Source organism: Amycolatopsis sp. NPDC049253, from assembly GCF_040678995.1.
Taxonomy (GTDB): Bacteria; Actinomycetota; Actinomycetes; order Mycobacteriales; family Pseudonocardiaceae; genus Amycolatopsis.
The window spans coordinates 150,795-164,136 of sequence record NZ_JBFAQX010000018.1; the positions used below are offsets into that span (position 1 = coordinate 150,795).

Genomic DNA, 13,342 nt, shown 5'->3' on the forward strand with positions numbered 1-13,342 from the left:
CCTCTCGAAGCACGGGCCGGGCGCGCGCCGTGTGCGCAAGCCGAAAGCGTGGGTTAGTCACCGAAGACGTCCGCCAGCAGCGGCGCTGCTTCGGCGGGCGCGTGCACTTCGAACTCGAGCACCCCGCGGCGGAGGCGCAGGGCGAATCCGAAGAAGGCGCAGCATTGCTGCTCGGCGGCTGCGAGTTCGGCGACGCGCCCGGCCAGCTCGGCCGGGAGCCGGAACAGCAGCCCCTCATCGGTCGGCTCACGCTCTGCACTGGTGAGCAGCTCGCGCCACTGCCCGATGCGCTCGGCTTGTTCTCCGCCCGTCAGCAGGCATGCGATCGGCGCGGCCGGCCGACGCACGTTGAACTCAACGGGCACCGGCGCCGGCTCCGCTACCGGCGGCTTCTGGTGCAGGAATCCGCAGCCCGGCCCGGGCGCGGCGGACCGTCGATCTCGTTCAGTGCCTCGCGCAGGCGATCGGTGAACGCCTCCAGCTCGGCGGCGCGCTGCTGGGCATCGCCGAGGCGAGCAAGCAGCATCGGCCGCGGCCGTGCGCGCACGTCAGTGCACAACCCGTCCTCCCACACGCCCAGCAGGTCGCGGATCTCCTCCAGCGGCAGCCCGAGGTGCTTGCCGGTGGCGATGAACTCCAGGCGCTCCACCGACTCCTCGTCGTAAAGCCGATACCCCGACTCCGACCGGCGTGCGGGAAGCAGCCCAGCCTGTTCGTAGAACCGCAACGTCGTCGGCTTCACGCCGACTCGCTCTGCCCGCTGGGAGATCCGCAACGTCGTCACCTCACGACCGTAAACCTTCCAGCCGACTCGAAGGTCAACCACAAAACAGCAAAGCCATCGAAGGGGCGGGGTTCAGCTGGGCGGCAAGTCGCGCCGAGTCTTGCTGAGGGTGAGCATCTCGGGCTGACGCGCGGGGAAGATCTGCTGCGGAGCACAGCACGAGCATCCGTCCTCTTCGGACTTCTCCCCGGCCGGAATCTGCTGCACCGACACCGGTTCCGGTGCCGTGACGCCCCGCAGCGGCCGCAGCCGCCCGGCTCGGACGCCGTTGCCGACCACGAACACCTCGGCCACTTCGTGCACGGACACGACCGTGGCGAGGCTCAAGACACCGAATGCGGCGAGCGGCACCAGCGTGAGCACGATCGCCGCGGACAGTCCGATCTGCAGCATGATCGCGCGCGCGTGTCGCGAGGCCGCGCTGGTGGCCTCGGCCACGGCGACCGCGTGGTTGAGCGCCACGACCGGCGAGGGCGCCAGCGCGAGCAATTCGCCGTAGAGGGCGGTGGTCGCGTACCCGGACCCGCAGCACGCCGCCGCCAGCGTCGACGATCTCGACCTCGATGTGGACGGTCGATGCGCGCGTGCTTGGCCACGTTGGTCAGCGACTCGGAGACGCCGTAGTAGGCGGCCTCGACAGGCTCGGGCAGGCGCCGGTCGACCTGCACGGCCAGCTCGACCGGGACCGCGGAGCGGCGGGCGAGTCCCTTGAGCGCCGGGCGCAGGCCGCCCTCGGCGAGGATCGCCGGGTGGATGCCGCGGGCGAAGTCGCGCAGCTCGTCCAGTGCAGTGACGGCTTCGGCCGCGAGAGCCTCCAGCTGTTCCCTCAGAGCGCCGGACTCGGTTGGTACGACCGCTCGGGTGATCCGCGCGCATGGCAAGGGTGACTGAATGTTGCTGGGCCCCATCATGCAGGTACCGCTCGATCCGCCGACGGGCCCGGTCGGCGGCGGTGCGATACGCGAGCGAGGCGGTGAGGTCGAAGTGGAGCTGGGACGTTGTCGAGGGAGACGGCGAGCTGCGCGGCGATGAGCCTGACGGCGTCGAGCCGTTCCGTGGCGAACGCGGCGCGCATGAGGCCGTTCTCCGGCAACAGCACCGTCCGCAGCGCGCCGCGGCCGAGGATGGGAATGGCCAGCAACGAACAGGCGCCGAGGTCGGCGATGTACGGGTCGCGGGCGAAAGCGGACATCGCGGGTGGCGTCGTCGACGATCAGGATCTCAGCCGTCCGCTGGACGTAGCGAACTGCCGCCCCACCGGTATCAGCGCTGGTCGGCCGGGGCGGGAACTGGCGCGATACAGTTCGGCCGGCACGCATCGCCTACCCGGTGGCGGCGTACTGTAGAACCACGAGGAGGGCGCAGCCGGAGAAACCGGCAGGGAGGCTCTCGTGGATTACGAAATATTCGACCTTGGTACCGTCCGGTTACAAGAAGGCGCCACACTCAGCGATGCCAAGCTCGCGTACAAGACGTACGGCGAGCTCAACGGTGACAAGAGCAATGCGATCGTGTACCCAACGTGGTATTCCGGGCAGCACTACGACAATGAATGGCTGATCGGCGAGGGGATGGCGCTCGATCCGGCGAGATACTTCATCATCATTCCGAATATGCTGGGCAACGGGCTGTCCTCGTCGCCGAGCAACACGCCCGCGCCGCATGACCGCGCGTCGTTTCCGCGGGTGACAATGTATGACAACGTTCAGTTCCAGCACCGGCTGGTGACCGAGCGCTTCGGAATCGCAACACTGGAGTTGGTCACCGGCTGGTCGATGGGCGCCGGGCAGACCTACCAGTGGGCGGTCAGCTTCCCCGACATGGTCAAGCGGATCCTGCCATTCTGCGGATCGGCGAAGACCAGCCTGCACAACTTCGTGTTCCTGGAAGGGGTCAGGACGGCGCTGACCGCGGACGCGGCCTACAACGGCGGCCGGTACGACAAGCAACCCGACATCGGGCTTCGCGCCCTGGCGCGGGTCTACGCCGGGTGGGGCTTCTGCCAGCAGTTCTACCGGGAGAAGATCTACGAGCGCGAGCCACTGGGCTACGCGTCCCTGGAAGACTTCCTCGTGGCCTTCTGGGAGGGCCTGTTCCTCAAGCGCGACGCGAACAACCTCCTGGCTATGCTGTGGACCTGGCAGCACGCCGACATCGGCAACACGCCGGGAAAGCGCAGCCTCGAGGACGCACTCGGCGCGATCCGGTCGCCCGCGATCGTGATGCCGGCGCAGCAGGACCTGTACTTCCCACCCGAGGACAACGAGTGGGAAGTCAAGCACATGCACCGAGCGGAGCTGCGCGTCATCCCGGGAGCGTGGGGACATTTCGCCGGTGGCGGCCTCAACCAGGAAGACACCCGGTTCATCGACAACGGTCTCACGGAACTGCTCGCCACGGAAGTCTGATCGACCTGGCCTCGGCGCGGTTCCACCCGGTCCGTGTCGAGAGCAGTCCTGCGCAGTCTGGAGGTAGCATCATGACCAGCGCAGAATATGCACAACGAACCACTCCTCCGGGAACCGCCCCGGAAGTGCCGCCGCCGCGGATGGGTGAGCCCGCCACGACCGCCTTCGCCCCCACAGCCAGCGGGGTGCCTCTCGCGCTGGCGGGGTTCGGATTCTCGCTGACGATTCTGTCGTTGGCCAACACAGGTGTCGTGGACCAGCGGACGGCCACGATGTTCGTTCCCGTCGCGATGGGCACTGGCGCGCTTGCCATGCTCGTCGGCGGGATCTGGGAGTTCCGCGGCAACAACCTGTTCGGCGCGACGTTCTGTTCGGCGTATGCCTGCTTCCTGTTCACCACGGCGCTGATCGTGCAGTTCTACGCACCGATGATCACCGACACGGCGGGAGCGGCGAACTTCGCCCGCATGTTCGGCGCTTATCTGATCGTGTGGGCGTTGTTCACCGCGATGCTCGCCGTGGGGGCACGGGTGGTCAACGCACCCGCGTTCGCCGCGTTCGTGTTGCTGGTCGTGGTCTACCTACTGCTGGGCCTCGCCAACCTCGTCGGATCGGGAGCCACCGCGATCGCGCTCACCAAGGCCGGCGGCTGGGTCGGCCTCCTGGACTCCTTCGTCGCGTTCTACCTGTGCTCAGCCATCGTTCTCAACGACATCAGCGGGCGGGGCCTGTTGCCGATCTGGCCGGGCAGGCGGGCGGCGCACTCGGCCTGAGTGGACCGCGAGCGACAATTGGAACCCTCCGGTGGGCCGGTCCTGGCCGCCGAGATTTCCGCGGCGGCCAGGACATCAGCCCGAAGCGGGAGGAGACCAAGCGCCGGGCACGCGTCGCGCCGGTCGAGCTCGGCATGCCGTCCGCTCGTTGACGCTCGCCCGTGTCCAGCAATGCAGGTGGTAGGCATAAACAGTGATCAGCCAACTGCCTCTCAACGAACAACTCGACGCCTTTCAAGAGGTGCTCTCGCGCAACGAGGTGCTGACGGAGGCGCTGTCCCGGTCGGCGTCGCTGGGATTACCCGGCTGGTATCTGACGGCGGGCTGTCTGTTCCAGACCGTCTGGAACGCGGTCACCAGCCAGGCCCCAGGTGACGGCATCAAGGACTACGACCTGTTCTACTTCGACGCCACCGATCTGTCCTGGGAGGCGGAGGATGCGGTGATCCAGTCAGCGAAGCATGTCTTCGCCGACATCCCGATCGAGGTGGAGATCCGCAACGAGGCGCGTGTCCATCTCTGGTACGAGGAGAAGTTCGGGACGCCATGTCCTGCCCACTTGTCCACCGAGGAAGCGATCGACTCCTTCGCCGCGACCACGTGCTGTCTGGGGGTCCGCCTCGAATCAGGCGGGCGCTGGCGCGTCTACGCCCCGCACGGGCTGTCCGACGTGTTCAACCTCGTCATCCGCCCGAATCCCGTGCTGGCACCGCGTGCCGTCTACGAGGCCAAAGCCAGTCGCTGGCTCCGCCAGTGGCCCGAGCTGACCGTCCTGCCCTGGCCGACAGCGGCAGCCTCACCGTTGCAGTCAGCTGACAAGTGCAGAGAAATTTCGAGTTGCGGAAGGTCGCGTTAGGAATCTGCGGCCGTCATCCCCTTATGCGCGCCCCTTGAGCGCTAAGGGATGTCTCGTAACTCGTGTTGTGATTGGCGGGGCTGGTGTTGCGGTCAGGCGTTGAGGAGGATGTTGTGCAGGTGCGCGATGCCGGAGACCGTGTCGGCGAGGGTGCTGGCTGCGCGGCGGTGGTCGCGGAGGATTTTGAAGTTCTTCATCCGGGACAGAACATGCTCGACGCGAGCGCGGACCTTGCGGTGGATGGCGTTGAGGTCCTGCTTCCGTTCCGGCAACTCACTGCCGTCTCGCGGTTTGCGATACGGCATGACGACCTCGGGATTGCCTTGATAGCCGCCATCAGCCATGACCGGCCGGTCGGCGAGTGCCTCGGCGATGCCGGGGTCGCGGTAGACGGTGCAGTCGTTGCGGCTGCCCGGTTGCGGGTCGCCGGTGGCGATCACCAGCCGGGTCTCAGCGTCGATGGCGACCTGCACATTCGTGGAGTAGCGGTAGTTCTTCGACGGTGTCGCCAGCCGGTGATCTCGGCTCGGGACCAGGGTGCCGTCGACGATCGCCACCGCGTCCACCGCCGTTTCCGTACCGGCGCCAACGCCAGCAACGGGCCGATCGCGTCGCTTCCCCCTGTGCGCGGCGGAATGCGACACCCCGAACAGCGGCCCGATCTGGCGCATCGTCAGGTTCGTCCGCCAATACGTTGCGACCAGCAGCACCCGGTCTGCCAGCGGCAACGCCCACTGCCGGCCCGGGCGCCCGTCCGCGATCTCGTCCCCACCCCGTTTGGCAACCAGCCGCACCAGCTTGCGGAACCGGCCCGGCTCCAGCCCCGTGAACGGGGCAATCCACTCCGGCCGCGACGCTGTGATCACCTGCACCACACCAACATGATCAACCAACGACCCAGTCAGCCAGACACCGGGTTACGAGACATCCTTTAGCGTGACTGCGACTTGTATCTGTCACTTGTGACCGCTATCTCTCACCACGGGGTCCGAGTCGGTTGGCTGCCGCCCGGCGTGCCGCTTCAACCCAGCTTTGGTGGGGTGCCGGTCGGCGGTTTCGTCGAGTTCGGCGGCGAGTCGTCTATCGTAAGGGCTGAGTGCGGCGGTGTGGCCGGGCGGTGCGGCCGACGCGCCGTTCCGCTCGACTATCCGACGCCAATTTGGATCCTGCTGGGTTTCCTCGGCTCGAAGCCGAGCCCGGCAGCGGCGGACGACACGATGTTCACCGAGCGGCGCGTCCGGTCTTGAACCCGAGAAGGCGTGAAACGCCGTGAAGGGCGCTCCCGCGACGGGAAGAGCACCCTTCACGGTTCTCGCCGGGTTCAGAGTGAGGCGTAGAGCGCCCGCTCGAAATCTGCGTACATCTGTAGCTGCCCCGGCGGGACGAACGGCAGCGACTGCGAGTAGATCGCGCCGGTGACGCCGCTGGCCGGATCGACCCAGAAGTGCGTGTTGCACAACCCCGCCCACGCACCGCTGCCGGGTGCGCGCATGCCCGGCTGCTGCGCCGTGGTGAGCACCAGGCCCCAGCCCCACTTGAGGCCCGGGCCGAGGTCGAGCTCGTGCGTCGTAGCCGGGTCCGCGGTCGGGATGTGCGCCGGGAACTCGATCTCGCCCACCTGGTTGGTGAACGCCTCGTCCACAGTGGACTTCCGAAGCACCTCGACCCCGTCGAGCGTGCCGCCGCCGAGCAACATGCGCTGGAACTTCAGGTAGTCGCGCGGCGTGGAGTAGAGCCCGTGGCCGGCGGTGTAGTACTCGGGCTCGGTGGGCAGGTCGATCTCCGTGACCGCCCACGTGCCGTCCTCACCCTGCACGTGGACGGGCACCAGGTTGGCCCGCTGTTCGGCGCTCGGAGCGAACGTCGTCTCCGCCATGCCGAGCGGGCCGGTGATATTCTCCTTGAAGTAGACGTCCAGCGACTTGCCGGACGCGGCCTCGACGACCCGGCCGAGCCAGTCGGTGTTGATGCCGTACTCGAATGTCGTACCCGGGTCGGCCACCATCGGCGCGTGGAAGATCACGGTTTTGCCGGCCAGCACGTTCGGCGTGCCGGTGGCCCGCTCCCACTTGACGATGTCGTCGTTCCAGAACCAGTAGCTCAGGCCGCTCGTGTGCGTCACCAGCTGCGCGACAGTCGCACGGCTCGCGGGCGCGCGCAGCACCGGGTTTTCGCCGTCGAAACCCTCCAGCACCTGGACATCGGCGAACTCGGGCCGGTAGGTGTCGATGGGGGCGTTGAAGTCGAGCGCGCCGCGGTCGCGCAGCTGCAGCGCGGCCACGGTGCCCACCATCTTGGTCATGGACATGATCCGGAAGTGCGAGTCGGCCGAGACCGGCTCCGGCGCCTTCGCGGCACGAGGTCCGGCCGCGCCTTCGTAGATGATGCCGTCACGATCCCCCGCGACGGCGACGACGTTGGGCGCGTGCCCAGCGCCGACCGCGTCTCGTAGCACTCGGTCCATAGCCGAGGTGTCGATCGTCGAAGTCGAGCTCACCGTTGAGTTCTCCTCATCACGTGTTGTTAGCTACTCGGGATGCGTATCCAGCTGGCGGTCGATGCCGCGCTGGCGGTCGTAGTGCTGCTCACGACGGCGACGTTGTCGGTCTTCAAACCTCGCGGCACCCTCCGCGTCAGGCAGCGGCGAGCGCTCACGCCCTGACGGTTCTCTGGGCGCCGACGAAATCAGGGGCCGGATGTGGACTGTGGAGCCGGCGCAGCGTCTCGAGGTCACGCCGGTAGGTCTGCTCGTCGATCTCGCCGCGAGCGAACCGCTCGGCCAGCAGGTGTTCCGGGGTCGACCGGTCGCGGTCACCGGGGCCGGGTCTGCGGCTGAAGACACGGATCAAGGCGACGATCGCGACGATCACCAGCCCAGAACACCACGTTGCCGATGGTCATGAGTGCGACGCCCCAGCCGCTCATTCCGTACCCATCCCAGTACATCATCGTCGGATCCCATCAGTTCTCGGGCTCGAGACGTCGGTCGGAGCTGAGCCTGGCCCCTTTGGCTCGGGCCACTTTTACCAGTTCACTCACAAGGCCGCCGACGAGGGAAACGCTGCGATGTCCACCCGCGGCGGCTTGGAATGTTGATGTTGATGTTGGTGCTTGTTGCGAGCCCCATTTCTCAGGACAACGCCAGTGTGCGCGGACCGTTGTCCGGGCGCGATGGGCCAACGTCTCGGCCCGCAGGGCATAAGGTCCTCATCACGCTGAAGCGCCTCATGTTATGACGCTGTGACGCCGTTCCGAACTGATCGGTCCGGGTCCCTGGTCGATCGTGCGGGGAGTCGCAGCGTTTTCAGTGCAAGCGCGTTGACCGCGACGATGAGACTGGAGCCGGACATGGCCAGCGCGGCGATCTCGGGGCGCAGTACGAGGCCGAAGGCGGGATCGAAAACTCCGGCGGCGATGGGGAGGGCGATCGTGTTGTAGCCGATGGCCCAGCCGAGGTTCTGCCGCATCTTGCGCAGGGTGCCGCTCCCGATGCGCAGGGCGGTGGGCACGTCGAGCGGGTCCGATCGCATCAGCACCACATCGGCGGTGTCGATGGCGACGTCGGTCCCGGCGCCGATCGCGATACCGACGTCGGCTTGTGCGAGGGCGGGCGCGTCGTTGACGCCGTCGCCGACCATGGCGACCTTGCGGCCGTCCGATTGGAGCTCGGCGACCTTTGCGGCCTTGTCGCCGGGCAGGACCTCGGCGATGACGGTGTCGATGCCCAGCTGCCGGGCGATGCGATCGGCCGTGGCCTGGTTGTCGCCGGTGAGCATCACGACCTCGATGCCGAGCTCGTGCAGCGCCGCGACCGCCGCGGCAGAGGTCTCGCGGGGTGCGTCGGCGATGCCTATGACCCCGGCGGCCATTCCATCGACCGCGGCGAGGACCGTGGTGTGCCCACTTCCGGCGAGCTCATCGACGCGGGCGGCCAGCGTTGTGGAATCGACGCCTTCACGCTCGAGCAGTCGCCGGTTGCCGAGCACCACCCGGCGCCGGTCGACTTCGGCGATCGCTCCGTGCCCGGGTACGTTCTCGAATCGAGCGGCTCGCCGCCGCGCGATGCCGTTGACCTCGGCGTGGCGGACGATCGCCTCGGCCAGGGGATGCTCCGACTCCCGTTCTACCGCGGCCACGAGGCGAAGCAGCTCGTCCGCGCCGATCCCGATATCGCCGTTGCCGGTAATCACGTCGGTGACCTCAGGTTCGCCCTTGGTCAGGGTGCCGGTCTTGTCCATGACAACGATCTGGATGCGGGCGGTGGTCTCCAAGGCCATGGCGTTCTTGAACAGCACGCCTCGTTTCGCGCCCAAGCTGGTGCCGACCATGATCGCGGTGGGGGTGGCCAGGCCGAGGGCATCAGGGCACGTGATCACGACGACGGTGATGGCGAACAGGATCGCCACCGAGAACGCGCTGCCGGTCAGCAGCCACACGGCGAGCGTCGCGGCACCGCCGAGGAGAGCCACGAACACCAGCCAGAACGCCGCCCGGTCGGCAAGACGCTGACCGGGCGCTTTGGAGTTCTGGGCCTCTTGCACGAGCTGGACGATCTGCGCGAGCGCCGTGTCGGCGCCGACCTTGGTCGCCCGCACCCGCAAGGTGCCGGTGGTGTTGATGGTCGCGCCGATCACGGGCGTGCCGGGCGCCTTGTGCACCGGCAGGCTTTCGCCGGTGACCATCGCCTCGTCGACGGCACTCTCACCCTCCTCGACGACGCCGTCGACGGCGATCTTGGCGCCCGGCCGAACCAGCAGGAGGTCACCGACCACGACGTCGGCGCTGGCCACCTCGACCTCCTCACCGTTCCGCAGCACGGTGGCCTTGGGCGGGGCGAGGTCGAGCAGAGTGCGGATGGCGTCATTGGCACCGCCGCGGGCGCGCATCTCGAACCAGTGCCCGAGCAGCACGAACGCCGCCAGCACCGTGGCCGCCTCGTAGAACACCTCGCCGCCGCCGGTGAACGTCACGACCAGCGAGTACAGCCAGCCCGCGCCGATCGCCACCGCGACGAGCACCATCATGTCCAGGGTGCGGGCGCGAAGTGCGCGCACGGCGCCGTCGAAGAAGATCCAGCACGAGTAGAACAGCACCGGCAAGCTCAGCAGCAGCGACCACACGTCCGAGCGCCAGCCGAAGGGCACCGGCAGGTGCAGCCCGAAGACCTCGGTGCCGATCGGCGACCACAGCACGATCGGGATGGAGAACACCAGCGCGACCAGGAAGCGGTTGCGCATGTCGGCAGCCATCGCCGCCATCGACATCCTCGCATGCCCGCCGTGACCCATCGCCCCATGCGGGGAGCGCATCGCCTCCGCCGCGGCGTGCCCTACGTGCGCGGCCGGTCGTTCCGGTACGCCGGCGGGCTCACCGAGGGGATCGCAGATGTGGTGCGGAACGGATTGCCCGGCGCAGTGGTAGCCGCAGTCGATCACCCATCGGCGCAGCGCGGCGACGGAGGCGCGCGCAGGGTCGAAGGTCACAGTCGCGGTCTGCGCGACCGGATTGGCCTCGACGTCGAGCACCCCGGATTGCCGGCGCAATCGCGCGTCGACCACGTTCTGCTCGGATGCGCGCAGCAATCCGCTGACGTCCAGCACAACCCTCTCTCGATCGTGCTGAACGGGTTGCCCGCTGTGGTGATGCATCGGATGACCTCCCACCGTCATCGCCGGCCCGGCGAGACGGTCTGCGCGGTGTTCAGGGTGCTGTGAAAACGTCGTAGCCACAGGCCATGGCTGACCACGAGCACCGGCGAGAACGCCATCCACGGCGGTCCCGGCGATCGTCGGATTGAGCATGGGCAACGCGATGGTGCGCGGCCGGCTCACGGTCGAGTGTGCCGCGCACTTCGCGGCGCAGCTGCCGGCTGCCCGGCCGGCTCGAGCACAAGTTCACCCTGCTGCCGCCGTCGCTTCGAGGCGAGCGGGGCTTCGGGAACCCCCGGTGCGGTGCCACCGGTGAGGACCACACGCACGAGAGAATGCCTCGGCTGCGCGCAGCAGCCGAGGCCGGAAACCTCCGCCTCTGGCCGGCCGCGACCGGCAGCCGATGTCGCCACCGGGGGGTCAGCAGTCGACACAGTCCGACACACCATGCTGCCGTTCCTCGTAACCCACAGCGGTTGTCGGGCCCGTTGTGTTGGGGACGTCATGGTCGCGGTGATGGCACGACGGCCACTGGGCAGGCTGCGTGGTAGATCAAGGCCTGGCCAGTCGATCCCAGCAGCAGACCTCGGAACCCACCACGGCCGCGGGACCCGACCACGACCAACTGTGCGCTCTTGGCGTGATCAAGCAGGATGCGAGCTGGACGGTCACACGCCACGACCTGCTCGACCGGCACGTCGGGATACTTCTCCTGGTACTCGGCCAGGCACTGGCTCAGCAGCCTTGAGTCGTGGTGCTCAATCGTCTGCCGATCCGCCGCGGATTTCCGGACGGCCGCGATGGGCACGTCGTTCACGGCATGCACGGCCACCAGGGGCGCGTTCCGGGTAGACGCGGCCTGGAAGGCAAAGGGAATCGCCGTCTGACTGCTCGGTGCTCCGTCGACGCCCACCACCACCGGACCGTCCTGGCGTGGTTCGGTCTGAGCATCAGCTCCTCGTGCGACCACAACCGGGCAGTGCCCGTGGGTGGCGACCGCCACGGCGGTCGACCCGACCACCAGACCGGTGAACCCGCCCAGCCCTCGTGAGCCGAGCACCATCAGCTCTGCCGAGGCCGACAGCCCGATCAGCTGATCGGCCGCCGAGCCGCCGGTCAGGTCGGTGCGCACGGCCGCGTCGGGTGCTGACTCCCGGGCTGCTCCAGCGGCTTCCGCAAGCCACTGGTGCCCCTGCTCCACCAGCGCATCCTGGTATCGGCGCAGTGCCACCGCGTGCGGCACGGCGACAGGCACCAGTGCGCACACGTGCACGATCACCAGCACCAGACGACGGCATGCGGCCTCACGTGCGGCCCAGCGCACCGCGTGTCGGGCCGAGGGCGATCCATCCACACCGACCACAACCGACCGACTGATTTCGTTCACGACCAGCGCCTTCCTTAACATCCTCCCGGTCGTCAAGAACTCCACTGTGGGAGACGAACGTGCCATCGCGGACCTCTGTGCCCGTCGCCAGACTTCCCCCGAGCATGTCTGCCCGGCGTCGGCTCTGAGTAGGGACTGAAGCCCACACGCGGCGGGTATTTCGGCTCCGGGTCCTTGCTGCGCCGATCGGCGTTGGCCGACGTACTCACCCAACCCGGCGGCGGTACACCCGCGGCGAGCGGCACGCAGGTCAGCGGGGTGATGGACCTGACGCACGACCCGTATCAGCAATCCAGCACCCTTCGCGGCGAGCAAGGCGTTCGGCTGGTGTGCGGTCGGCAGATACACCGCCGGCGACGCTGGCGAGGTCATAGCGTCACCTCCCTGCGCACGACATCCTCAGCCCGCCCGCCGGCCTGGGCCACGACCGGGCCAATCGCAACTGATGACTCCGACCTACCCAAGAAAGTGCGCGCATCCATCTCCGCGCCGCGCGGCCGCGACTGTCCGGCAAACGCTACTGCCGCGCCGGCTGCGCCATCCACGCCGACAACGACGCGGGGAGCCGTGCCCGACAACCCTTTGTCGAGGTTCCCCAGCCTCCCGAGTACATCGGTCCCGGCAGCCCAGCAGGTTCGTGGCGTCCCCTGCCTCCGCACGGCAGATTTACACCACCGAAATGAGCACCCATCCCGGGAGCAGCCGTTCGACACTAGTCGTCGTGCGACGGCGACCGAACAACGGACCTGACCGACGTAAAATCCCCGCCGTGATCCGGCCCCACAGAAACCGAGTAACAAAACGGCCAAGCGGTCCACGACGGGGAGAGCGAGTAGGTCATGTCTGACAATACTTTGGTCCAGGTGATCACGGCGTGCAGGACGACCGCGGATCGGTAGACGATGGCGAGCTTGTCGTAGCGAGTTGACAGGCGACGCCACTGTTTGAGCAGGTTGAACCGTCGTTCGACGACGTTGCGGTCACGGTAGTCAACCGCGTCGAAGGCGGGTGGACGCCCGCCGCGGCAACCGCGGTGTTTGCGGTGCCCGGCCTGATCAGCCGGTTCTGGGATCACCGCGGTGATGCCGCGGTCACGCAGATGTCCACGGATCGCGCGCGAGGAATAGGCCTTGTCGCCGCGAACGCGGTCGGGCCGGGTGCGAGCTCGACCGCGTCCGCGGCGAGCGACGTGCAGATGCCGCATCAGATGCGGAAACTTCGGCGCGTCCCCGGCCTGGCCGGGCCCGACCAACGTCACCAGCGGACGGCCGTTGCGGTCGACGAGAGGGTGCACTTTGGTGCTCCAGCCGCCGCGGGAGCGGCCGACCGCGTGGTCAGGCGGCTCGGTCAGCAGATGCGTGTAGTTCGACCCAGCCCCCTGGGGCGGGTGATACCAAGGATCTTGGACAGGGCCTCCTGTCTGAGAGGATGGGTGTATGCCCGAGCAGCGTCGGAGATTCAGCGCTCAGTTCAAGGCCGAGGCTGT

General features: G+C 67.8%; 14 protein-coding genes and 1 pseudogene. 5 read left to right on the top strand and 10 right to left on the bottom strand.

Annotation, left to right across the window (positions count from 1 at the left end; translation table 11 throughout):
• Window positions 1-53: 53 nt before the first annotated feature.
• The 3 genes from AB0K15_RS32615 to AB0K15_RS32625 form a co-directional block, all read right to left on the bottom strand.
• Window positions 54-365: a hypothetical protein gene (locus AB0K15_RS32615; protein ID WP_364059115.1), complete on the bottom strand. Its 312-nt coding sequence runs from the start codon at window positions 363-365 to the stop codon at window positions 54-56.
• Window positions 366-379: 14 nt separating this feature from the next.
• On the bottom strand, window positions 380-784 hold the full coding sequence (locus AB0K15_RS32620) for a MerR family transcriptional regulator (RefSeq protein WP_364059118.1): 405 nt from the start codon (window positions 782-784) through the stop codon (window positions 380-382).
• A gap of 72 nt (window positions 785-856) precedes the next feature.
• Complete coding sequence (locus tag AB0K15_RS32625) at window positions 857-1,273, bottom strand: hypothetical protein (RefSeq protein WP_364059121.1); 417 nt, start codon at window positions 1,271-1,273, stop codon at window positions 857-859.
• A 74-nt stretch (window positions 1,274-1,347) separates the two neighbouring features.
• Between AB0K15_RS32625 and AB0K15_RS32630 the strand changes: the two genes are divergently transcribed.
• Complete coding sequence (locus tag AB0K15_RS32630; protein WP_364059124.1) at window positions 1,348-1,671, top strand: hypothetical protein; 324 nt, start codon at window positions 1,348-1,350, stop codon at window positions 1,669-1,671.
• 20 nt (window positions 1,672-1,691) lie between these two features.
• Here the strand turns inward: AB0K15_RS32630 and AB0K15_RS32635 are convergent, their stop codons facing one another.
• Window positions 1,692-1,976: a hypothetical protein gene (locus AB0K15_RS32635; protein WP_364059127.1), complete on the bottom strand. Its 285-nt coding sequence runs from the start codon at window positions 1,974-1,976 to the stop codon at window positions 1,692-1,694.
• Between the two features lie 199 nt (window positions 1,977-2,175).
• Here AB0K15_RS32635 and AB0K15_RS32640 point away from each other — a divergent pair, with 199 nt between their 5' ends.
• The 3 genes from AB0K15_RS32640 to AB0K15_RS32650 all read left to right on the top strand — a co-directional run bounded on the left by AB0K15_RS32640 (window position 2,176) and on the right by AB0K15_RS32650 (window position 4,821).
• Complete coding sequence (locus AB0K15_RS32640) at window positions 2,176-3,192, top strand: alpha/beta fold hydrolase (protein WP_364059130.1); 1,017 nt, start codon at window positions 2,176-2,178, stop codon at window positions 3,190-3,192.
• Window positions 3,193-3,332: 140 nt separating this feature from the next.
• Window positions 3,333-3,965: an acetate uptake transporter gene (locus AB0K15_RS32645; RefSeq protein ID WP_364059133.1), complete on the top strand. Its 633-nt coding sequence runs from the start codon at window positions 3,333-3,335 to the stop codon at window positions 3,963-3,965.
• 193 nt (window positions 3,966-4,158) lie between these two features.
• Complete coding sequence (locus AB0K15_RS32650; protein ID WP_364059136.1) at window positions 4,159-4,821, top strand: nucleotidyltransferase family protein; 663 nt, start codon at window positions 4,159-4,161, stop codon at window positions 4,819-4,821.
• 92 nt (window positions 4,822-4,913) lie between these two features.
• Here AB0K15_RS32650 and AB0K15_RS32655 read toward each other — a convergent pair.
• A pseudogene (locus AB0K15_RS32655) lies at window positions 4,914-5,693 on the bottom strand (transposase family protein).
• Between the two features lie 449 nt (window positions 5,694-6,142).
• Entirely contained in the window at window positions 6,143-7,318 is a 1,176-nt protein-coding gene (locus tag AB0K15_RS32660) for a serine hydrolase domain-containing protein (protein ID WP_364059139.1), read from the bottom strand.
• Window positions 7,319-7,357: 39 nt separating this feature from the next.
• Between AB0K15_RS32660 and AB0K15_RS32665 the strand changes: the two genes are divergently transcribed.
• Window positions 7,358-7,483: a hypothetical protein gene (locus tag AB0K15_RS32665; RefSeq protein ID WP_364059141.1), complete on the top strand. Its 126-nt coding sequence runs from the start codon at window positions 7,358-7,360 to the stop codon at window positions 7,481-7,483.
• On the opposite strand, the gene AB0K15_RS32670 is transcribed toward AB0K15_RS32665, so the two are convergent.
• The 4 genes from AB0K15_RS32670 to AB0K15_RS32685 all read right to left on the bottom strand — a co-directional run bounded on the left by AB0K15_RS32670 (window position 7,473) and on the right by AB0K15_RS32685 (window position 13,318).
• On the bottom strand, window positions 7,473-7,691 hold the full coding sequence (locus tag AB0K15_RS32670) for a hypothetical protein (protein WP_364059144.1): 219 nt from the start codon (window positions 7,689-7,691) through the stop codon (window positions 7,473-7,475). The two genes, AB0K15_RS32665 and AB0K15_RS32670, sit on opposite strands and share 11 nt — an antisense overlap.
• Before the next feature lie 360 nt (window positions 7,692-8,051).
• Window positions 8,052-10,652: a heavy metal translocating P-type ATPase gene (locus AB0K15_RS32675; RefSeq protein WP_364059147.1), complete on the bottom strand. Its 2,601-nt coding sequence runs from the start codon at window positions 10,650-10,652 to the stop codon at window positions 8,052-8,054.
• Between the two features lie 319 nt (window positions 10,653-10,971).
• Window positions 10,972-11,856 (bottom strand): universal stress protein, encoded by an 885-nt coding sequence (locus AB0K15_RS32680; protein ID WP_364059150.1) that lies wholly within the window; start codon window positions 11,854-11,856, stop codon window positions 10,972-10,974.
• Window positions 11,857-12,568: 712 nt separating this feature from the next.
• Window positions 12,569-13,318, bottom strand: a complete 750-nt coding sequence (locus AB0K15_RS32685; RefSeq protein WP_364059175.1) for an IS5 family transposase — start codon at window positions 13,316-13,318, stop codon at window positions 12,569-12,571.
• Window positions 13,319-13,342: the final 24 nt, after the last annotated feature.

Coding starts and splice junctions, on each gene's coding strand:
- AB0K15_RS32630 (WP_364059124.1), top strand. CDS start 1,348: ATGTGGACGGTCGATGCGCGCGTGCTTGGCCACGTTGGTCAGCGACTC.
- AB0K15_RS32635 (WP_364059127.1), bottom strand. CDS start 1,976: ATGTCCGCTTTCGCCCGCGACCCGTACATCGCCGACCTCGGCGCCTGT.
- AB0K15_RS32645 (WP_364059133.1), top strand. CDS start 3,333: ATGGGTGAGCCCGCCACGACCGCCTTCGCCCCCACAGCCAGCGGGGTG.
- AB0K15_RS32665 (WP_364059141.1), top strand. CDS start 7,358: ATGCGTATCCAGCTGGCGGTCGATGCCGCGCTGGCGGTCGTAGTGCTG.